Origin of the sequence: Sphingobium sp. MK2 (assembly GCF_040170545.1) — a bacterium.
Lineage (GTDB): Bacteria > Pseudomonadota > Alphaproteobacteria > Sphingomonadales > Sphingomonadaceae > Sphingobium.
Map to the genome: position 1 here is coordinate 61,799 of NZ_JAZDXA010000013.1, position 20,946 is coordinate 82,744.

Sequence of the window (20,946 nt, forward strand, 5' to 3'; positions counted from 1 at the left end):
GCCTTTTCTGCTAACCGGCCCGGCTTACTGCGCGACCGGCGCGGCTGCCGCAGCATTTTCGGGCAGACCGCCCATCTGCGTCACCATCTTGGTATAGGCGTCCAGATAGGCGAGGACGATCACCTGGCCGATCTCGGTATTCTGATAGCCGCCACCGCCGACGGCAGCGAGGCCACCCATCCAGCCAAGGCCGCCGCCACCGCCGAAGCTGAGGTCTGATTTGCGGAAATAGCCTTCGGCCATCACTTCTTCCTCGGTCGTGCGCGCGTTGACGACGGAGAGCATGACATTGGCCTCGCTCTTCTTGATCGAGATGCCGCCCAGTAAGGCGCCGCCGACACGTCCACCGAGCATGCCACCCAGCATACCGCCCAGCGCGTTACCGCCACTATTCTTGTTGGTGGTCACAATATCGGGCTGGATGAAATAATCCGCCGCCTTCACCTGGCCCCGGCCCAGGTTCGACCCGGCTTGCAACTCGCCCGAATCCGCCATGGCGCGTTCGAGGTTGCGGCTGGCCATCGACCGGCCCCGATTGACCAGGCCAAAGCATCCCGATTGCTGCACGAACAATTTGATGATCGCTTCGGGGCTGCCCAGGCTCAATTCCCGCCACCACTGATTGTCCGGTTCGACGATCGCCGCCGTACCCAACCGCTTGGTGCAGCGGGGAATTTCCATCTGCTTCTTGGTCTGTGCCTGACGGCCGGATGATCCCTTGTCCGCAGCCATGGCTTGCGGTGTCGCCAATACCAAGCAGACCGCCATCGCGGTCAGCGTCTTCAATAGTCGCATTGTTGAGGCCCCCATTTGTTGCCTGTTCCACCGAAATTGAGCGCGCCCGTTATTTTGCGCGAACCTTATCACAAGCCGGTTATGCTTCCAAGCAAGGTCGGGAAAATGACACGGCTTGTCATCGTGTTCGCGGACGTGCGTGATCCTGCTGACAGGGACGCCAACTGCTGCTACGGCGCGGCGCATGACCGAGCTTTCGCATATCCGTAACTTTTCCATCATCGCCCATATCGACCATGGCAAGTCGACCCTGGCCGACCGTCTCATCCAACGCACCGGCGGCCTGACCGACCGCGAGATGAGCGCGCAAGTCCTTGATAATATGGATATCGAAAAGGAGCGCGGCATCACGATCAAGGCGCAGACGGTGCGCCTGGATTATGTTGCCAAGGATGGCCAGACCTATGAGCTGAACCTGATGGACACGCCGGGGCATGTCGACTTCGCCTATGAAGTCAGCCGCTCGCTTGCCGCATGCGAAGGCGCGCTGCTGGTCGTGGACGCTGCGCAGGGCGTGGAAGCGCAGACGCTGGCCAACGTCTATCAGTCGATCGAGCATGATCATGAGATCGTGCCGGTGCTCAACAAGATCGACCTGCCCGCTGCAGAACCCGAAAAGGTGCGCAAGGAAATCGAGGACGTCATCGGCCTGGATGCCTCCGAAGCGGTACTGGCCAGCGCCAAGTCCGGCATCGGCATCGACGAAATCCTCGAAGCCATCGTCAAGAAAATCCCCCCGCCCAAGGGCGACCGCAACGCCCCGCTCGAAGCGATGCTGGTCGATAGCTGGTACGACCCCTATCTCGGCGTCGTCATCCTCGTCCGCGTGGTCAATGGTGTCATCAAGAAGGGCCAGGCGATCAAGTTCATGATCGGCGGCACCGAACATCTGATCGACCGCGTCGGCTGCATGCGCCCCAAGATCGAGCAACTGCCCGAACTGGCCGCGGGCGAGATCGGCTTCATCACCGCGCAGATCAAGGAAATCGCGCAGACTCGCGTCGGCGACACCATCACCACGGTCAAAAATGGCGCGACCAAGCCGCTGCCAGGCTTCAAGGAAGTCCAGCCGGTGGTGTTCTGCGGCCTGTTCCCTGTGGACGCCAACGACTTCGACAAACTGCGCGACTCGATCAGCAAGCTGCGCCTCAATGACGCCAGCTTCTCCTTCGAAATGGAAAGCAGCGCGGCGCTCGGCTTCGGCTTCCGCTGCGGGTTCCTGGGGCTGCTCCATCTGGAGATCATCCAGGAGCGGCTGACGCGCGAATATGATCTCGACCTCATCACCACCGCGCCGTCGGTGGTCTACAAGATCCAGCTCACCTATGGCGCGGGCGAGATCGAACTGCACAATCCGGCCGACATGCCCGACCCCACCAAGATCGACGAGATCGAGGAGCCGTGGATCGAGGCGATCATTTATTGCCCCGACGAATATCTCGGCTCCATCCTGAAGCTGTGCCAGGATCGGCGCGGCATCCAGAAGAACCTCACCTATGTCGGCGGCCGCGCGCAGGTGACCTATGAACTGCCGCTCAACGAAGTGGTGTTCGACTTTTACGATCGCCTGAAATCCATCAGCCGGGGCTATGCCAGCTTCGACTATCATCAGATCGGCTATCGCGAGGGCGACCTCGTCAAGATGAGTATCATGGTCAATTCAGAGCCGGTCGATGCGCTGTCCATGATCGTCCATCGCGGCACCGCCGAATCGCGCGGGCGCGGCATGTGCGAGCGGCTCAAGGATCTGATCCCCCGCCATTTGTTCAAAATCCCGATCCAGGCGGCGATTGGCGGCAAGGTGATCGCGCGCGAAACCATCGCGGCGATGCGCAAGGACGTCACCGCCAAATGCTATGGCGGCGACATCAGCCGCAAGAAGAAGCTGCTCGACAAGCAGAAGGAAGGCAAAAAGCGGATGCGCGAATATGGCTCGGTCCAGATTCCGCAGGAAGCCTTCATCGCCGCGCTGCGCATGGGGGATGAGGGGTAGTGGTCGAGCCGTTCAAGCCGCTGCTCGAAAATACATTCCTTAGAAGCGAATTCGCCGCCGAATATGACATCTACAAGGCGCGCGGCGATGACGAAACGCTGCTCGATCGACTGCGTGGATGGAACGGCCGCAGGATACGCGGTGAGGCCGAAATAGAAGCGGCTTTTATCGGCCGGTTTTTCGAAGATACCTGGGGTTACCGTCCCGATGGCCATGGCGATCATTGGACGATGCAACAGCAATTTGCCGTGCCCGGTGCCGGGGCAGGCGGACAGGGTGGCAGTGCTGATCTGGCGCTGGGCCATTTCGGCGAAGGCGGCACGACTGTCGCGCAGGTCTTGTGCGAGTTCAAAGGCGTAGGTCGTGATCTCGACAAGCCACAAGCGCGCAAGGGCAATAGCCGTTCTCCCGCACGACAAGCGCTGGATTATCTGATTTTCGCCCGTCGTGGCCTGTTTGAAAATGCCGCCGTGCTGCCGCGCTTTGCGCTTGTGACGGACATGAACCAGTTTCGCCTTTACTGGTATGACCGCGCACCACAAAGCTACCTGTCATTTCGTATAACGGCGCCTGACCAGGGTGGCTTGTTCGATGGCGGTCCGTCCCTGCTGGGCGATCGGGAGGAAGACCAGTTTTCCCGTTTCCTGTTCTGGCGTTTATTGCGCCCGGACATGCTGCTCAGCGATTATGGCCGCACCCGGCTGGAACGGTTGATCGAGCGGCAAGGGGTAACCCAGAAGCGGCTGGAGCACGCATTTTACAAAGAATATAGCGACTATCGCCATAGGCTATACAATGCGGTTCAGTTGCAGCCACTGGATGATGTCACCAATCGGCAAAAGCTGCGCGTCGCCCAAAAGCTGCTCGACCGGTTGGTGTTCGTCATGTTCACTGAGGACATGGGTGGCCGTGTCGCTTTTCCACCGCACATGCTGCGCGACCTGTTGAAGGAGCGCAGCCTCGACCGTTTCTATGACCCCGAAGACACCCGCATCTGGCAGGATATTCAGCGCATCTTTCGCGCGATGGACCGGGGTGGCCAGATTGGCGATGATGCCATTCATCGCTTTAACGGTGGCTTGTTTGAGCCAGATCCGCTGCTCGATCGACTCGATCTGCCTAATCACTTATTCTGTTCGCGAGGGCAGGGCCGCAATGAAGCGACAACGGCTGCGGACAAGGATACGCTGCTCTATCTGGCGGCGACCTATAATTTTGCCTCGGATGGCGACGGCCAGAACAGTCTTGGCCTCTACACGCTTGGACATATCTTTGAACAATCGCTGGTCGATCTGGAGATATTGGAGGCGCAGGCCGAAGATCGACTGTCGCTAAGCGTCATTACGAAGCGCAAACGGGACGGCGTTTATTATACGCCCGAACCGATCGTGAACCGGATTATCGAAGAGACCGCCGGGCCGCTGTTGGAGCAATGGCGACAGGACGCGGGCTGGCGCGATGATGCAGAGCCGACTTTGGCCGTGGTCGATGCCTATTGGGATCGGGTGCAGGCCATTCGCATCGTCGATCCGGCGTGCGGATCGGGCGCTTTTCTGATTTCGGCCTATGCCTGGCTGTTTGCGGAATTTCGCCGGGTGCAAGACAAGCGGCGGGAGTTGGGTAGCGGTTTCTGGCTGGAGGATGCCGCGCTGACCCGCCATATCCTGGCGACCAATCTCTATGGCGTGGACATTAATCCCCTCTCGGTGGAAATCACCCAATTGTCGCTCTGGCTGCATTCGGCGCGCGCGCGCGAACCATTGTCCCGGTTCGATCATACCATCCGGTGCGGCAATAGCCTGGTGGACCTGCGCCTGCTGGACCGGGGACCGTTGCAGCCCGCGACGATCGAACGGGTCGCCCCCTTCCAATGGGAGGATGCCTTTCCTGAAGTTTTTGCGCAGGGCGGCTTTGATGTCATCATTGGTAACCCTCCCTATGTGAAGCTGCAGCATTTTCGGCGGGTCTATGACGAAACCGCCCGTTTTCTGCGCGATGGCCGGGATGCCGCTGACCAGCCCTTCTACACATCGACTCAGACCGGCAATTTCGACCTCTATCTGCCCTTCATTGAAAAGGGGTTGGGGCTGCTGGGACCGCAAGGGCGGATGGGCTATATTGCGCCCAACCTGTGGCCGACGCTGGAATATGGCGAAGCGCTGCGGCGGCAGGTGGTTGCAGGGCGGCATCTGGCGCGATGGATCGATTTCCGGTCGCACCAGATTTTCGAAGAAGCAACAATCTACACGTCGATCCAGATTTTCACGGCATCGCCCAATGATGCGCTGGCCGTGGCCTTCGCCCGCGATGGTGATCTGGCGAAGGTAAACTGGGCTGTGCCCGATGCCATGATCCCCTATGCCGAACTGGATGGTGGCGGTGCGCCCTGGTTGCTGGCGCCTGATATCATTCGCGGGTTGATGGCGCGGCTGAACCAAACATGCCGTCGGCTGGATCATCCGGATGTGACGCGCGGCATCATTGTCGGCATCCAGACAAGCGCCGACCATATCTATCATCTCGAAAAGCGCGCCAACGGGCGCTATCTGCGCCCCGCCCGACGCAGCGGCGGCGTCGATCAGCCCGCGATCGAGGTGGAGATCGAAGATGCCGTCATGAAGCCGCTGGTGTCGGGGGCGGAAGCCAAACGCTTCATCGCGCCCGCCACCGGGACATATCTACTGTTTCCTTACGCTTTGACCGGGGACGGCGCCCGACTGTGGACGCCCGACGAAATGGCGGAGCAGTTTCCAAAGGCTTGGGCCTGGCTGCGCCGCAGCGAAGCCGAATTGCGGGCACGGGAAAGCCGCGCGTTCGACGATGACCAATGGTATCGGTTCGGCCGCAGCCAGAATCTCGACAAGCAGGAATTGCCGAAGTTGATCGTACCTCGGCTGGTTCCTGGCCTTCGCCTGGCTATGGATGCGCCAGGCGCAGTCTATTGTGACAATGTTGATGTGGGAGGCGTGTTACCGGCCCCTGGTGTCAACCTGGCCTATCTGGGCGGCATATTGGGTGCACCTGCCACCGACATGCTATTCCGCTGGCTGTCCAAGCCGTTTCGGGGGGATTATTTGTCCGCCAATAAACAGTTTATCGCGCCATTGCCCATCCCGCAGGCCAACCCCGCTGATCAGGCGGCGGTCGCCGCGATCGCCGAAGATTTGCAGGCGGGCTATAGCGAAAGGCTGCGCTTGCGCCGGGGTCTGGAAGATCGGCTGAGCACGCTGGCGCGTCGCCGCCGTCCCCATGAGTGGTTATTGCCCGATGTCCAGTCCAAGCAGCAGATTGAGGCCGAAGTCCGCAATCTGCCCGGCCCGGTGGCGCGGGCCGCCTATGCCAATCGGGTGCAACCCGAACAGATTGACGCCGCACTTGCCCGTATTGACGACCTGATCCGCATCGATTCGGTTATCGAGGCGCGGCTGGACGATGGCGAGGTGCAGTTGACGATCGACGGTGCGATCGCGGCGCGCGTCTATGCCGACGCGCAGCAGGGACCATTTTGGCTGGCGCAGTGGCAGGCGATTGCGCTTGGCTTTGAACCCAATGGACGCGGCAATGCCAAGCGGTTGGTCGATCTTTTGCGGGCGGTGGCCGATGAAGCACCACCAGCGGTGCGGGACCAGATCATCGAACGACAAGCCGCGTTGTCGCGATTGGCCGTCACGTTGCGCGAGTTGGAGGCGGAACTGCATGCCATCACCTGCCGCCTGTTCGCCATCACGCCCGCCGAACGCGCGCTGATAGAGCGGCGTTAAATTATGGAGAGAGTGACATGAGCGACGAAGATTATGTGTTCGACGAGGCGTCGGGCGAGTGGGTGCCTGCGTCGCAATTGACCGAGGCAGGCGATGCCGCCGATGCGGTCGAAGTGCGCGACGCGGTGGGCAATTTGCTGGCCGATGGCGATCAGGTGACACTGATCAAGGATCTGGTGGTCAAGGGCGCGGGGCAGACGCTCAAGCGCGGCACGCTGATCAAATCGATCCGTCTGACCGGCGACGCGCAGGAAATTGACTGCCGCCATGACGGGATCAAAGGGCTGGTGCTGCGCGCGGAGTTCGTAAAGAAGCGATGAGCGGCGCGCCTGTCCGTCCCGCGTCGCTGGCGCAGATGGCGCCGATCGCAGGGCAAGTGGCGCGGATCGAACGGGCGGCGGCGTTTCTTGCCAATGGCATGTCGCTGGGGCTTTGTCCCGATGCGGCCAGCGACCGCCGCCGCGCCATGCCTGCCAAGATGATCGGCAACGGCCTGCGCGAACTCGACTTGTTCCTCACCGACCTGATCGCCGAAGCGCGGCGGATCGACCGGCTGGGGGCGGGGGCAGGGGATGATCCCGGCGTCCGGCCTGGCAGTCGCCTCTCCAGCGCGGCCGAAGCCTGGCACCGGGCCGGGCCGCAACTGGGACTGAAGGGCGAAGGGCGCATGGTGCTGCGCGGCCTGCGCGCGGCGCAGAACCGGCTATGTTTCGGCCGCTTGCGCGCGGTCGATAGCGAGGTAGCGATGCAGCGGGCCTGCGCGGACTATGCGCGGTTGGCAGGCGATGTGCTGGCGGCGGTGCAGGCGCGCCGGTCAGGCGACGGCGGCTTGGCGATCACCGCCCGGTAAAGTGGCGACGGGCAGGCTCTTAAAACCCGGCCGGGCCAGCAGATAGCCCTGAATATAGCGCACCCCCATCTTGCACAGGGCGTCATATTCGCCGACCGTCTCGATCCCTTCGGCAATGACGATGATGCCCAGCGATTGGGCGATGCGCAGCACGCCCTCCACGATCATCCGGCGCGGCAGGCTGGTGTCGAGACCCCGGATCAGGTCCATGTCGAGCTTGATATAGTCGGTCTTGAATTTGGCCAGCAGCCCCAGGCCCGCATGGCCCGCCCCGAAATCGTCGATTGCGGTGCCGAATCCCATTTTTCGGTAGGAATCGATGATGGTCCCGACATGGTCGGAATCGACCATCTCCTCATTTTCGGTGAATTCGAAGATCAGGCGCTCGGTAGGAAATCCGGTCTTCTGCGCGGTCTTCAGGGTCAACTGGATGCAGGCGACGGGCGAATAGACGGCATTGGGCAGGAAATTGATCGACAGCTTCGCGTCAGTATCAAGAATGCCTGCCGCGACAGCGCCCTCGATCGCCGCGACGCGACATTGCTGGTCGAAGGCATAGCGATTCTCCGGCGTGATCTGCGCCATAACCTCGCCCGCGCCCTCGCCATTCGGGCCGCGCACCAGCGCCTCGAACGCGAAAGGCCGTCCCGTCTGGATATCGACAATGGGTTGAAACGCCATGGCGATGTCGAATTGATGGGCTTGCGACCGGCAACCCTGGCATCCTGTCTGCACCGAACGTCCTCCTACACCATCAAGGCGTAAGACAGGAGATGCTAACAGCCTGTAAAGCCGACCGGCCATGGGGGCGGTTTTGCGACAAGCCGAGTGGGAAGGGGGCGTCCGTCCGTGCGCTGCGTCAAGATGCGCACCAGTCGATCGGCGTGGCGGACCAGGGACGGGCATGGCCCTTGAGAATCATGATCTGGCCCAGCGACACGCCGTCACGGGTCAACCTGCGTGCGGCGGGATCGGCGTCGGCCGGATCAGGCCGGGCGTCGAATTGGCCACCGTTGAGAAGTGTCAGCAGCGCCATCCGGCCACGTTGCGCCTTCTGCGCCTCTTCCGGGCAAAGAGCGTCGGTTTCGGCGGGTACGCTGATGTCGGACAGATGATAGCGGCGACCCTGATAGGCGTAGCTGTTGGCCGTAAGGACGCAGGCCTCGCCGTTCAGGTCGTCGCAGGCTGCAAAGGATGCGCTGATGCTTGTGGGCGAATTGGCTGACGCGCCTTTGCCCGCGCCCGGCAAGGAATCCTTGAGCAAATAAATGGCCAGCCCCGCTATGGCGAGCGCGACAAGGATTATGCCTACCGGCACGATGCGGGTGCGCCGCTCCTGCTGCTCGTGCAGCCAGCGGCTGTCCCGGTCCGTGCTGCGATCCTCCATATCGTACAGATTACGTGCCATGGCCGTTCCCATTCTCCAGAACCGTCTACTATCACAGCACGAATATTTGGTTAACCAGGCAGCATGGCGACTCGCTTGACGGCAAGGGGGCGGCGTGGTCAAACCGCGCCGGTCCACGCGCGGGAGGCAGCATGAGCGACACCTGGCTGTATGACGAAAACCCCGCCATGTTCCGGGCGCACCCCCTGCTGTTCACGCTGCTGCTGCTGTCAGTCGTCGGCATAGTGGCCATCGCCATCTGGTGGGTGATGCACAAAGGCGAACGGCTGGCGTTGTCCGAGCGGGAAGTGCTGCTGGAGCGGGGACTGTTGTCCAAGCAGCGGACGGAGGTCGCCTTGTCGAGCATCCGCAGTATCCGCATCACCCAAAGCCTGGGCCAGCGCATCTTCGATGTCGGCCATGTGGAGATGTTCAGCGCAGGCGACGTAGCGGAAATCGCGATCAAGAACATGCCACGCCCCGGCCGAATCCGGGCGTTGGCGGCCGCCCGCAACCTCGACCTTTTGCCGCAGCGCTAGGGCATATTGCACGCCGCGCTTGACTTGCGCGCAAATATTCCAACGATAGCAACCACAAGGGAGCCGCATCAGAGCATCCCCGCAGGCAGGATGGACGCCAGAAAGGACCGCCGGTCGCATTATGCGGCACGGCGCTCATAAAAGGGTGCTCTGGATGGTAGGCCTGCGTGTGATGCCTTCATTGCCGGATTTGACGGCCGAGCAGCGCGCGGATATCCGCCAGGCATGCGGTTTTGCCTGCGTGCGCTGCGGCGTCACCCTCTATCGCTATCTGGGATTGCCCGACGGGCCGGGCGCTACGCTGCTATGCCCGACCTGCCACGGCCTGGTCGAGGAAGGGCGGCTCACCCCAACCCAGGTCCATAGTTTCCACGCCAACCCGGTAGTGCGCCAGCGGCATTTCGCGCGCGACCGGCTGCCCTTTTCGTCTGAACTGCCGCACCTGATCGTCGGCGGATCAAGGGTGCTTCGCGATACCCCGATCCCGATCACGCTGGAGGGCGAGCCGATCCTGATCTTCGCCCCGCCGCGCCGGATCAATGGCGCGACTCGGATCAGCGTGCGGCTGGGCGGGCCGGATGGCGAGCCGGTGCAGGTGATCGACGGCAATGAATGGCTGCCGACCGATGGCAGCTGGCACTTTTTGCTGCGCGGCGATCGTTATTCGATGATGGCGGCGCGGGGCGACGGGCTGGCCGTCCTGCGCATCGTGACTCGCAATCGCATCGCGGTCGAGCATCTGCGCACGACGATCAAGGGGCGACGGCTGGAAGTGACGCCCGACTGGCTGGAAATTGACGGCAAACGCTATATCGACCGGATCGGCAGCGGCACGCTCATCGGGCTGGAACTGTGATCGCGCTTTGACAGGCGCGCGCCCAACCGGCAGGGCGGGATCATGCAATTTGCCCATTTCGATATCGATTACTTCCTGCGCACCCATTGGCAGAAGACGCCTGCGCTCATCCGCAATCCTTGGAAGGACTGGCGCAATCCGCTGGAGCCCGACGAACTGGCCGGGCTGGCCTGCGAAGAGGGGGTGGAGTCCCGCCTCATCATGGCGGCGGGCGATCGGCTGGCGATGGAGAGCGGGCCACTGCCCGAAACCCGCTTTGGCGATCTGGGGCGCGACCGCTGGACCTTGCTGGTGCAGGCGGTGGACCAGCATGTGCCCGACGTCGCGGCGCTGATCGCCCCCTTCCGCTTCGTGCCAGACTGGCGGATCGACGATGTGATGGTCAGCTATGCCAGCGATGGCGGCGGCGTGGGCGCGCATTTCGACCAATATGACGTGTTTCTGGTGCAGGGCCTGGGCCGCAGGCGCTGGCGGGTGGGGCCGCGCTGCGACAGCGCGACGCCGCTCTTGCCGCATGACGACCTGCGCCTGATCGCGGATTTTCACGCGACCGACGAATGGGTGCTGGAACCGGGCGACATCCTCTATGTCCCGCCCTGTTTCGCGCATGATGGCGTCGCGGTAGGCGATGATTGCATGACCTATTCGATTGGCTTCCGTGCACCATCCCGCGCCGAACTGGTCGAACATTGGAGCGAGCATCTGGTCGATGCCATGCCGGATGAGGATCGCTATGCCGATCCCGACCTGGTGCGGCAGGACCATCCCGGCGAGATCGCCGCCTCGGCGATCGACCGGCTGCACGGGCTGGTGCTGGAAGCGCTGAGCGACCGGGCGACCTTCGCCCGCTGGTTCGGCGCCTATAGCAGCCAGCCCAAATATGCCGACACCGATTGGCAGCCCGAAGAGCCCGCTGACGTCAATATGGCCCGCGCACTGATCGCGGCCCAGGTGCCGTTGTGCCGCAATCCCGCCAGCCGCTTCGCCTTCATGGCGCAGGCGGACGACGCCGTGACCCTGTTCGTGGACGGGCAGAGTTTCGATTGCGTTGGGGATGGCGCGCTATTGGCGCGCGCTTTGTGCGGGCGCGGCGACCTGATGGTCGATCCTGCGCTGGCCGGGTCCGACACGGCGCTGACGCTGATCGCGGCGCTGATCGATCAGGGCAGCGTTGCCTTTGACGAGGGGGAATGACGACGATGACGCTGATCCTGTTCAACAAACCCTTCAATGTCCTGTGTCAGTTCACCCCGGAGCCGAACGGCCCGGAGCGCCCGACGCTCAAGGATTTTATCGACGTGCCGGGCGTCTATCCCGCCGGTCGGCTGGACACGGACAGCGAAGGGTTGCTGCTGCTGACCGACGACGGGCGATTGCAGGCGCGGATCGCCGACCCGCGCTTCAAGATGCCCAAAACCTATCTGGCGCAGGTCGAGGGCGAGCCGGACGAGGTGGCGCTCGACACGCTGCGGCGTGGCGTGACGCTCAAGGACGGGCGGACATTGCCCGCGGAGGTCGAGCGGATCGACGACCCTGCGCTCTGGCCACGCGACCCGCCGGTGCGGTTCCGCAAGACCGTCACCGATTGCTGGATCAGCCTGACCATCCGCGAGGGCAAGAACCGCCAGGTGCGCCGCATGACCGCGGCCGTCGGACATCCCACGCTGCGCCTGGTGCGCTGGCGGATCGGAGACTGGACACTCGATGGCGTGGAGCCCGGAACGTGGCGCGACGCAAGCTAAGCCTGTAGGTTGCCTACGGTGCGTCAGCACTGAAATTCACCCTCTTAACCGAACAGGATGAGCCATGGGACAGGATCAGGGACGCGTCGCGATCATCGGCGCTGGCCATGTCGGCGCCACCACCGCCTATGCGCTGATGCTGCGCGCCTTGTTTCGGGAAATCATCCTCATCGACAATGATGCTGTGCTGGCGGCGGCGGAGGCGGCGGACATCGCCGACGCTGGCGGACTAGCGCGTCCCGCGATCGTGCGGGCGGGGGGCTATCAGGATGCCGCATCGGCACGGATCGTCATCCTGACGGCCGGGGCAGCGACTCATGGCGACGAAAGCCGATTGTCGGTCGCCGGGCGCAGCGCCGACATCGTGCGCAGTTGCGTGGGCCAGTTGATGGCGGCTGGGTTCGACGGCATCATCCTGGTCGCGGCCAACCCCGTCGATGTCATGACGATGGTCGCGCAGCAGGAAAGCGCGCTGCCCCATGCGCGTGTGATCGGCACGGGCACCTTGCTGGATTCCAATCGCCTGCGCGCGCTCCTCGCCCGGCAGTTGGCGATCGCCCCGGCTTCCATCGACGCCATGATCCTGGGGGAGCATGGCGACACATCCTTCGCCGCGCTGTCGATCGCGACGGTCGGCGGCACCCCGATCGCCCGATTTGCGGCGGATGCCGGACCGATCGCACCGGAATCCCTGAACCAGCAGGTTCGCCAGGCGGCCTATCGAATCATTGAGGGCAAGGGCCATACGTCGTTCGGAATCGGAACCGCGATCGTGCGAATTTGCGAAGCCATCGTCCGCAATGAACATGTGATCCTGCCCGTATCCGCGCATCTGACGGGGCAGTTCGGTATAGACGACCTCTATCTGAGCCTGCCCTGCATATTGGGTGCCGGGGGTGTCGAGCGTGTCCTGACGCCCGACCTGGACGGCGCAGAGATTGCTGCCTTTCGGCAATCGGCCGCCGCTGTCGGTGCGGCGCTCAAGACAGTGGGTAAGGGGACGAAATAAGAGCCGGGCGCTTTACCCGCACCGCGCCGAGGTGATCAGCATCGCGTCGTCATAGCTGACCGTCAGCCGATCCGGACGGAAGTCCATCGTCATCGCCATGCCGGGACCGCCCCAGCGCAACGTCTTTGCGCCTGACGCCTGGAGCAAGGCGGCGCCGCTGTCGGCCGTGGCTTTCTGCCCGGTGAAGCGGGCGAGACTGTCGTGGTTGCAGGAGCCATCGGCCGTGACGGGCGGGGTGGTGGTGGCGCAGGCGGTCAGGACTAGCGCGGCGGTCAGCGACATGATGCGGTGCATGATGTTTCTCTCCTAACACATAATATCCGTTCGCCCTGAGCTTGTCGAAGGGCTGCACTTTTCTTTGAAAAGGAAGTGTGGGGCTTCGACAGGCTCAGCCCGAACGGAGGTAGGGGATTACTCCGTCCGCGTCATCTTCAAACGTCCGCCCTTGACCGCGAAGGCCAGTCGTCCTTCGACCAGGTCCACTGCATCGCGGCCAAATTGTTCGTAGCGCCAGCCTTCCAGGATCGACAGGCCATCGCGCACGCCCGCCGCCAGCGCCTCGATATCGTCGGACCGTGCCAGCAGGCGGGAGGCGACGTTGATGTCGCGCGAGCGGATCTTGAGCAGCAGCTTGAGCAGGTCCGCGACCAGCGCGCCATCCTTGCCAAGGCCCGGACGGCGCGGTTCGCGGTCGGGCATTTCGTCCTTGCTGAGCGGCTGATGCTTGGCGATCGCGTTCATCAGCCGCGCGCCGATATCATTGGTGCGCCAGGTGGCGGACAGGCCGCGCACCTTGCCCAGATCTTCCTGGGTGCGCGGCGGGTGGCTGGCAATGTCGGCCAGCGTCTCGTCCTTGACGATGCGGCCGCGCGGCAGATTCTTGTCCTGCGCCTCGATCTCGCGCCAGGCGGCCAGCGCCTTCAACCGGCCCAGCACATCGGCTTTCTTGCTAGCGATGCGGACGCGCTTCCACGCTTCTTCGGGCAGATTTTCATAATTGGACGGGTCGCTGATCCGCTCCATTTCCTGGTCGAGCCAATCGCCGCGCCCGGTTTTGCGCAATTCTTCCAGCATCTTGGGGAATATCTGAATGAGGTAGGTGACGTCGCCAATCGCATAGTCGATCTGGCGTTTGTCGAGCGGACGGCGCGCCCAATCGGTGAAACGCGCGCCCTTGTCGAGCTGCACGCCCATCCACGCCTCGACCAGATTGCCATAGCCAATCTGTTCGCCAAGGCCGAGCGCCATCGCCGCGATCTGGGTATCGAACATCGGGTGCGGCGTCTTGCCGGTCAGGTTGTGGACGATCTCGATATCCTGCCCGCCCGCATGAAAAATCTTCAGCACATCCTCATTCTCGCACATCAGGTCGAGCAGGGGTGTAAGGTCGATGCCCGGCGCCATCGGGTCGATCGCGGCGGCCTCATGCGGGTCGGCGACCTGCACCAGGCACAGTTCGGGCCAATAGCTGTTCTCGCGCATGAATTCGGTATCGACCGCGATGTAGGGGGATTTTGCGATACGGGCACAAAATGCGGCCAGGGTCTTGCTGTCGGTAATCAGCGGATGAATTTGCATATAGTCTTCGATCTTATTATGGGCAGGCCCGCTCCCTGGCGGGCTCGTCGCTAGTCGACGTTCCAGCCCATAACCCGGCTGCAACACTTTGTCATTTCCGTAAAACGAAGCTGAAAGAACCCAAACGCCATGCACGCCTATCGCACCCACACTTGCGGCGCCCTTCGTGAAGCCGATGTCGGCGCGACCGTCCGCCTGTCCGGCTGGGTCCATCGCAAGCGCGATCATGGCGGCGTGTTGTTCATCGACCTGCGCGACCATTATGGCATCAGCCAGGTGGTGGCGAAGGCCGACAGCGAAGCGCTGCACGTGCTGGAAGGTCTGCGGCTCGAATCGGTCGTGACCATCGACGGCACGGTCGTCGCGCGCGGTCCCGAAGCCACCAACCCCAAGATGGAAACCGGCGCGATCGAGATTGTCGCCGACAGCGTGACGGTGCTGTCCACCGCCGCCGAACTGCCGTTGCCGGTCGCGGGCGAGCAGGATTATCCCGAAGATATCCGCCTGCGCTACCGCTTCCTCGACCTGCGGCGCGAAACGCTGCATGGCAATATAGTCAAGCGCACGAAGATCATTTCCGACATGCGCCGCCGGATGGAAGATGCGGGCTTCACCGAATATTCGACGCCGATCCTGACCGCCTCCAGCCCCGAAGGCGCGCGCGATTTCCTGGTGCCGAGCCGCATCCATGCGGGCAAATTCTATGCCCTGCCGCAGGCACCCCAGCAATATAAGCAGTTGCTGATGGTCGCAGGCTTCGACCGCTATTTCCAGATCGCTCCCTGTTTCCGCGATGAAGACCCGCGCGCCGACCGACTGCCCGGCGAATTCTACCAGCTCGATCTCGAAATGAGCTTCGTCACGCAGGAAGAAGTGTGGGACACGATGGAGCCGGTCATCGCCCAGATCTTCGAGAAATTCGCCGACGGCAAGCCAGTGACGCCCGCGGGCAGCTTCCGCCGCATTCCCCATGCCGAAGCGCTGCTGAAATATGGCAGCGACAAGCCGGACCTGCGCAATCCGATCGAAATTACCGATGTCACCGAGCATTTTGTGGGTTCGGGCTTCGGCATCTTCGCCAGCCTGGTCGATAGCGGCAGCGTCATCCGCGCGATTCCGGCACCGGGCGCTGGCGCTGGCAGCCGCAAATTCTTCGACGAAATGAATAATTGGGCGCGCGGCGAAGGCTATTCGGGCCTTGGCTATATCAACATCAAGGATGGCGTACCCGGTGGCCCGATCGCCAAAAATCATGGCGAGGAAGCGACCGCCAAGCTGATCGCGGCGCTGGGCCTTGGCGCGAATGACGGCGTGTTCTTCGCGGCTGGCAAGGAATCGCAGGCGGCCAAGCTGGCGGGCCTCGCCCGGACCCGCGTGGGCGAAACGCTCGACCTCATCGACAAGGATCGGTTCGACCTGTGCTGGATCGTGGACTTCCCCTTCTACGAATATGATGAGGATAGCAAGTCGGTCGATTTTGCGCACAACCCCTTCTCCATGCCGCAGGGTGGCCTCGACGCGCTGAACAATCAGGATCCGCTGACGATCAACGCCTATCAGTACGACATGGTCTGCAACGGGTTCGAAATCGCATCGGGATCGATCCGCAACCAGTCGCCAGAACTGATGGTCAAGGCGTTCGAGCTGGTCGGCCTGTCACAGCAGGATGTCGAAGAGCGTTTCGGCGGCCTCTATCGCGCCTTCCAGTACGGCGCGCCGCCGCATGGTGGTATGGCCGCTGGCGTCGATCGCATCGTGATGCTGCTGTGCGGCGCGCAGAATCTGCGCGAAATCACGCTGTTCCCGATGAACCAGCGCGCCGAAGACCTGCTGATGGGCGCGCCCAGCGCCGCCGAGTTCAAGCAGTTGCGCGAACTCCATGTCCGCGTGGTGGAGCCGCAGGCCAAGGGCTGACCCGGCTTTGTCATGCTCTGTGTTTAGGAGCGCTGCATGAAGACCCGCAGGACCATGATCCGCCGTCCGCTGCTCCCGCTTTGCGCGATCGGCCTGCTGCTCGGCCTGCTCAACTGGGCGCTGCAGGGGCCGTTGCCGGGTGAAGCGGCGCTGACGCGCGGCTTGCAGGCGCTGTTCGGGAATCAGCCCGGCTGGGCCAATATCATGACCAAGAGTGCGACCGAGCCATGGATGTGGGCGATGACGCTGGCGGTCGCCATCCTGCTCCATATGCTGCACGGCGCGCGCATGGCGCTTGCCGCGCCGATCAGCTTTGCCTTGGCGATCACGGCGGACGGCCTGCTGCGTTTCTACGTCCATTCACCCCGTCCGCTGGCTGCGCTGGTCGCGGTCGCCAAGCCCAGTTCATCCTCCGGCCTGCCCTCGACCTATGGATTGCTCACCGGCGCGACGATCGGCCTGTTGGCGATCGTCGCGCTGGCGGATCGGCGCGCCGTGGTGCGGGCGATCGGCTGGGTTGCGATCGGCTGGATGGTTGCGGGCTGGGCCGCGCGGGTGACGATGGGCGGGCATTGGACCAGCCAGTTGCTGGCCAGCTACGCGCTGTCGGCGATCATGGCGCTGGGCGTCGTCAGGCTGCTGCGCCGGGGTTGAGCCTCGCCAGCGTTGAGCCTCGACAGCGTCCCCGTGCAGCGTCATGATGGCCGCATGACAATCACCCTGACCGACTATGAATCCGCGCCGAAATTCGATGGCGATTATGATGCGACGCTGGCGGCCTTGCAGGAGCGGCTGGCCAAGATTCAGGTCGCGCATATCCTGCACAAGCGGCGTAGCGTCATCCTGCTGGAGGGCTGGGACGCCGCGGGCAAGGGCGGGATCATCAAGCGGATGTCGGCTGATTGGGACCCGCGTTTTTATCAGGTCCATCCCATCGCCGCGCCCAATGAGGTCGAGCGCGACCATCATTTCCTGTGGCGTTTCTGGACCCGACTCCCCGCCAGCAGCAACATCGCGATCTTCGATCGTAGCTGGTATGGCCGTGTGCTGGTGGAACGGGTCGAAGGTTTCGCCAAGAAGGCCGACTGGAAGCGCGGTTATGACGAGATCAACGCCTTCGAAAAGCAGCAGACCGATGCCGGCATGAACATGGTCAAATTGTTCGTCCACATCACCCAGGAAACCCAGGACGAACAACTGGCCCAGCGGCTCGATACGCCGTGGAAGCGGTGGAAAACCGGAACCGACGATTATCGCAATCGCGCGCGCCGGGACGACTATCTCGACGCAATGCACGCGATGTTCAAGAAGACCGATACCAAGCATGCCCCGTGGCACGTCATCGACAATAATCATCGCAAGACCGGGCGGATCGCGGCGCTGACCTATGTTGCTGAACGGTTGGAGCAACTCGTGCCGATGGACTTCCCGGCGGCCGACCCTGCGGTAGTAAAATTGGCGGAACAGGCCTTTGGCTATACTCTTGGAAAATCGCGCTAAAATACTGTAAATACAAAGGCTTGTAACATTATTGTCATAAATTCCTAACCGCCTGTTTACCATTGATGGCTAACGCAGGCGCATGCTTGCTGTGCGCTTTCTCTCATCCGATACCAGTCCCGTCATAAAGCTGGGCCGTCCGCTCAGCGAGGCGGTCGATTGTTTCCAAGACGACGCGGGGTTGCGGCTGCTGCCGGTACTGGACGATGCTGACAGGCCGGTGGGTGCGATCTATGAACGCGACATGCGGCGCATCCTGTTCAATCCCTTCGGTCATGCGCTGCTGCGCAATCCGAGTTTTGGCGGGCGGCTGGACGATCATGTCCGACCCTGCGCTACGATCGAACGCGACGCGGACGTAGAGCGGATGGTCGATCTCTATGCGGCGCAGGGAAGCGGATGCGAAGGACTCATCCTGATAGAGGGTGAGCGCTATGCCGGGGTGCTGGGCGGGCCGTTGCTGTTGCGCCTCACGGCAGAACGCGACGCGCGGATCGCCTTGGCGCGTACCCAACGCGCGGAGCGGATCACGCGCGAAAGCAGGGGCTTTCGTGACGATATCGGCGCGCTGATCGCGGACATGGTGGCGATGGCGGAGCAATTGTCGGTGCTGGCGGGGCAGGTGTCGGACCGGGCATCCGGCGATCGCGCTGATTCAGCGGCGATGGCGGTGGCGGCGGTGCAGACCGCCGACCGGCTGGCGGCGCTGCAAAGCGGGGGCGTGGAACTGGGCCAGCTATTCGCGGCGATGGAGGCCGAAGCGCGCGATGCAGGCGCGGCGATGCGCGAGGCGGCGGCACGGAGCCGGTCGGGCCTGGCACAAAGCGCGGCGCTACGCGACGAAGCGGACGGGATTGGCGAGGTTGCCGCGCTGATCGACGCCATTGCCGGAGCAACGGCGATGCTGGCGCTCAACGCAGGCATAGAGGCGGCGCGCGCGGGCGAGGCGGGGCAGGGCTTTGCCGTGGTCGCCCGCGAAGTCAAATCGCTCGCGGCGCAGACGCGCGCGGCGGCGGCGGGCATTGGCGAACGGATCGACCATATCCGCGCGGCGGTGGGCGATGTCGCAGCGGGCCACATGACGATCGACGATGCCATGACGCGCGCCGACCGGCTATCGACAGCCTTGTTCGACGCGATGGCGCGACAGGGCGCGTTCACCCGTACGATCGCCGACAGCGTCGCTGAAGCCGGATCGTCCAGCGACCACATTCGCGCCGGCGCACAAGCGATCAGCGACAATGCGCTGGCCACCGCGCACGGCGCGCAGGAAATGCGCGCCGTGGCGCGGCGATTGGCGGACGAAGCGCACCGGCTGGGCGCGCGCGCTGGCGGTTTCATTGCCGAAATCCGCGCGGCTTGATCCGCCTTCATCGGGCCGCCGCAAAAAGCTCTGGCGCGGGACGAAAATAGCGATAGGCTGGGCGTTCATAAAAAAGGAGAGGACGCCATGCTCGTCATGTTCGTGGGAACGGACCGCACTGAAACCGCCGTCAATGCCGCGCAGGTCACCTTCGTCTCGTCGGTCAATGACGGCACCCGCATTCGCTTTGGCGAAGGCCGCAGCGTAACAGTGACCGAACCCATCGCCGAAGTGCTGGAAAGTCTCAACAGGTCGCTTCGCCCGCACGAATAGGAACCACTCCAGCGGCGTCCACCGGGCGCTCAGCCTGGCCCCGCTCAGTCCCGGCGGCTGGTCACTCGCCCGGTACCGTCACTTGTGATTTCAATGAGATGCGCGGTGCCATTGTCGCATTGCGCTTTCCATCCCATCACGCCCTTGCGCACTTCTGTCCGAACCGACTCGCTCACCACCGGACAAGCCGCGCCCGATGCACGGATCGCACGTTCCAGCACGCCATTGCGCTGGGCCTCATCCAGTTGGGCGACCTGCGCGGCAGCGCCTGTCTCCGGCATGGCCTGATTATTCGTGGCAGCCGTCGGCGCATCATTGCCGCCACAGGAGGCAAGACCCAAAGCCGCCACAATCATGATCATCGCCCGCATGCCACTATCTCCTATGCTATTCAGTTGGCAAAACCATCGGTCGCGCGGATCAGCGCGTCGAGTATGTCCGGTTCGTTGTACGCATGACCCGCGCCTTCGATCATTTCGAACCGTGCCTCCGGCCATGCTTTGTGCAAAGCCCAGGCGGTTTCGGCCGGGCAGGCCATGTCGTAGCGCCCCTGCACGATGACGCCGGGGATGCCCGCCAGTCTGCCTGCATCACGCAGTAACTGCCCCTCCTCCATCCATCCGCCATGGACGAAATAATGATTTTCGATGCGGGCAAAGGCCAAGGCGAAATCGTCTGCATCATGTGCTGCCGACAGCGCCGGGTCGGGTAACAGGCGGATCGTCTCGCCCTCCCACACGCTCCAGGCGCAGGCGGCGGCGATCTGCGCGGCGCGATCCGGCCCGGTCAGGCGGCGATGATAGGCGTTCAGTAAATCGCCGCGTTCCTCTGGCGGAATGGGGGCAATGAAGCGTTCCCATTTGTCGGGATAGATGCGGCTTGCACCATGCTGATAATACCAGTCGATCTCGCTGCGCCGGATGGTGAAGATACCGCGCAGGATAAGTTCCGAGACGCGGTCCGCATGCGCCTGCGCATAGGCGAGCGCCAGCGTTGAACCCCAACTGCCGCCGAACACCAGCCATTGATCGACCCCCACCATCGCGCGCAGCCGCTCGATATCGGCAACCAGATGCCAAGTGGTGTTGGCGTTGAGGTCGGCATGCGGCGTCGACCGGCCGCATCCCCGCTGGTCGAACAGCAGCACATCATAACGCATCGGGTCGAACAGACGGCGATGGTCTGGCGCAATACCGCCCCCTGGCCCGCCATGCAGGAAGACGGCCGGCTTCGCGCCGGGGGTGCCGACCCGCTCCCAATAGACATGGTGGCCGTCGCCAACGTCGAGATGACCAGAGGCGAAAGGGGTGATCGGTGGATAGAATGTGCGCATTGAGCCGCTTCTAGCAGTCTGTGTCGGGCTTCGCCACGAGGCTGTGACGCCTC

General features: G+C 63.0%; 21 protein-coding genes. 14 read left to right on the top strand and 7 right to left on the bottom strand.

What is annotated here, in order from left to right; genetic code table 11:
* Positions 1-24: 24 nt before the first annotated feature.
* The gene (locus V2I08_RS08400; RefSeq protein WP_349634682.1) at positions 25-795 is read right to left on the bottom strand and encodes a CsgG/HfaB family protein; all 771 of its coding nucleotides are present in this window, start codon (positions 793-795) and stop codon (positions 25-27) included.
* Positions 796-979: 184 nt separating this feature from the next.
* Here V2I08_RS08400 and lepA point away from each other — a divergent pair, with 184 nt between their 5' ends.
* From lepA to V2I08_RS08420, 4 genes are read left to right on the top strand one after another with little or no spacing between them, the layout of a single operon-like run.
* Positions 980-2,788, top strand: a complete 1,809-nt coding sequence (gene lepA / locus V2I08_RS08405; RefSeq protein ID WP_349634683.1) for a translation elongation factor 4 — start codon at positions 980-982, stop codon at positions 2,786-2,788.
* The gene (locus V2I08_RS08410; RefSeq protein ID WP_349634684.1) at positions 2,788-6,549 is read left to right on the top strand and encodes an Eco57I restriction-modification methylase domain-containing protein; all 3,762 of its coding nucleotides are present in this window, start codon (positions 2,788-2,790) and stop codon (positions 6,547-6,549) included. Before lepA ends, V2I08_RS08410 begins: the two co-directional genes overlap by 1 nt.
* A gap of 17 nt (positions 6,550-6,566) precedes the next feature.
* On the top strand, positions 6,567-6,869 hold the full coding sequence (locus V2I08_RS08415) for an alkylphosphonate utilization protein (protein ID WP_349634685.1): 303 nt from the start codon (positions 6,567-6,569) through the stop codon (positions 6,867-6,869).
* Positions 6,866-7,399, top strand: a complete 534-nt coding sequence (locus V2I08_RS08420) for a hypothetical protein (protein WP_349634686.1) — start codon at positions 6,866-6,868, stop codon at positions 7,397-7,399. The genes V2I08_RS08415 and V2I08_RS08420 overlap by 4 nt, the downstream gene beginning before the upstream one ends.
* Here V2I08_RS08420 and V2I08_RS08425 read toward each other — a convergent pair.
* Positions 7,364-8,134 (bottom strand): EAL domain-containing protein, encoded by a 771-nt coding sequence (locus V2I08_RS08425; RefSeq protein ID WP_349634687.1) that lies wholly within the window; start codon positions 8,132-8,134, stop codon positions 7,364-7,366. The genes V2I08_RS08420 and V2I08_RS08425 overlap by 36 nt on opposite strands.
* A gap of 124 nt (positions 8,135-8,258) precedes the next feature.
* The gene (locus V2I08_RS08430) at positions 8,259-8,807 is read right to left on the bottom strand and encodes a nuclease (protein WP_349634688.1); all 549 of its coding nucleotides are present in this window, start codon (positions 8,805-8,807) and stop codon (positions 8,259-8,261) included.
* A gap of 131 nt (positions 8,808-8,938) precedes the next feature.
* Here V2I08_RS08430 and V2I08_RS08435 point away from each other — a divergent pair, with 131 nt between their 5' ends.
* The 5 genes from V2I08_RS08435 (at position 8,939) to V2I08_RS08455 (ending at position 12,932) form a co-directional block, all read left to right on the top strand.
* Positions 8,939-9,325, top strand: a complete 387-nt coding sequence (locus V2I08_RS08435) for a PH domain-containing protein (protein WP_349634689.1) — start codon at positions 8,939-8,941, stop codon at positions 9,323-9,325.
* Between the two features lie 172 nt (positions 9,326-9,497).
* Entirely contained in the window at positions 9,498-10,181 is a 684-nt protein-coding gene (locus V2I08_RS08440; RefSeq protein ID WP_171899289.1) for a hypothetical protein, read from the top strand.
* A 42-nt stretch (positions 10,182-10,223) separates the two neighbouring features.
* Positions 10,224-11,375, top strand: coding sequence for a cupin domain-containing protein (locus V2I08_RS08445; protein ID WP_349634690.1), 1,152 nt, complete (start codon positions 10,224-10,226; stop codon positions 11,373-11,375).
* 5 nt (positions 11,376-11,380) lie between these two features.
* Positions 11,381-11,923: a pseudouridine synthase gene (locus V2I08_RS08450; RefSeq protein WP_349634728.1), complete on the top strand. Its 543-nt coding sequence runs from the start codon at positions 11,381-11,383 to the stop codon at positions 11,921-11,923.
* A 64-nt stretch (positions 11,924-11,987) separates the two neighbouring features.
* Positions 11,988-12,932 (top strand): L-lactate dehydrogenase, encoded by a 945-nt coding sequence (locus V2I08_RS08455; RefSeq protein WP_349634691.1) that lies wholly within the window; start codon positions 11,988-11,990, stop codon positions 12,930-12,932.
* A gap of 12 nt (positions 12,933-12,944) precedes the next feature.
* Here the strand turns inward: V2I08_RS08455 and V2I08_RS08460 are convergent, their stop codons facing one another.
* Entirely contained in the window at positions 12,945-13,226 is a 282-nt protein-coding gene (locus tag V2I08_RS08460) for an I78 family peptidase inhibitor (protein WP_349634692.1), read from the bottom strand.
* A gap of 117 nt (positions 13,227-13,343) precedes the next feature.
* Positions 13,344-14,510, bottom strand: a complete 1,167-nt coding sequence (gene rnd, locus V2I08_RS08465; RefSeq protein WP_349634693.1) for a ribonuclease D — start codon at positions 14,508-14,510, stop codon at positions 13,344-13,346.
* Positions 14,511-14,639: 129 nt separating this feature from the next.
* On the opposite strand from rnd, the gene aspS reads away from it, so the two are divergent.
* The 5 genes from aspS to V2I08_RS08490 all read left to right on the top strand — a co-directional run bounded on the left by aspS (position 14,640) and on the right by V2I08_RS08490 (position 19,560).
* Positions 14,640-16,424 carry an aspartate--tRNA ligase gene (gene aspS / locus V2I08_RS08470; RefSeq protein WP_349634694.1) on the top strand — a complete coding sequence of 595 codons (1,785 nt, stop codon included), beginning with the start codon at positions 14,640-14,642 and terminating at the stop codon, positions 16,422-16,424.
* A 36-nt stretch (positions 16,425-16,460) separates the two neighbouring features.
* On the top strand, positions 16,461-17,078 hold the full coding sequence (locus V2I08_RS08475) for a phosphatase PAP2 family protein (RefSeq protein ID WP_349634695.1): 618 nt from the start codon (positions 16,461-16,463) through the stop codon (positions 17,076-17,078).
* Positions 17,079-17,132: 54 nt separating this feature from the next.
* Positions 17,133-17,924 (top strand): polyphosphate kinase, encoded by a 792-nt coding sequence (locus V2I08_RS08480; RefSeq protein ID WP_349634696.1) that lies wholly within the window; start codon positions 17,133-17,135, stop codon positions 17,922-17,924.
* A gap of 82 nt (positions 17,925-18,006) precedes the next feature.
* The gene (locus V2I08_RS08485) at positions 18,007-19,287 is read left to right on the top strand and encodes a methyl-accepting chemotaxis protein (protein ID WP_349634697.1); all 1,281 of its coding nucleotides are present in this window, start codon (positions 18,007-18,009) and stop codon (positions 19,285-19,287) included.
* 87 nt (positions 19,288-19,374) lie between these two features.
* Positions 19,375-19,560 (top strand): hypothetical protein, encoded by a 186-nt coding sequence (locus V2I08_RS08490; RefSeq protein WP_310226526.1) that lies wholly within the window; start codon positions 19,375-19,377, stop codon positions 19,558-19,560.
* A 44-nt stretch (positions 19,561-19,604) separates the two neighbouring features.
* Here V2I08_RS08490 and V2I08_RS08495 read toward each other — a convergent pair whose 3' ends face one another.
* Complete coding sequence (locus V2I08_RS08495; RefSeq protein WP_405053629.1) at positions 19,605-19,931, bottom strand: hypothetical protein; 327 nt, start codon at positions 19,929-19,931, stop codon at positions 19,605-19,607.
* 20 nt (positions 19,932-19,951) lie between these two features.
* Positions 19,952-20,893, bottom strand: a complete 942-nt coding sequence (gene pip / locus V2I08_RS08500; protein ID WP_349634698.1) for a prolyl aminopeptidase — start codon at positions 20,891-20,893, stop codon at positions 19,952-19,954.
* Positions 20,894-20,946 lie beyond the last annotated feature (53 nt).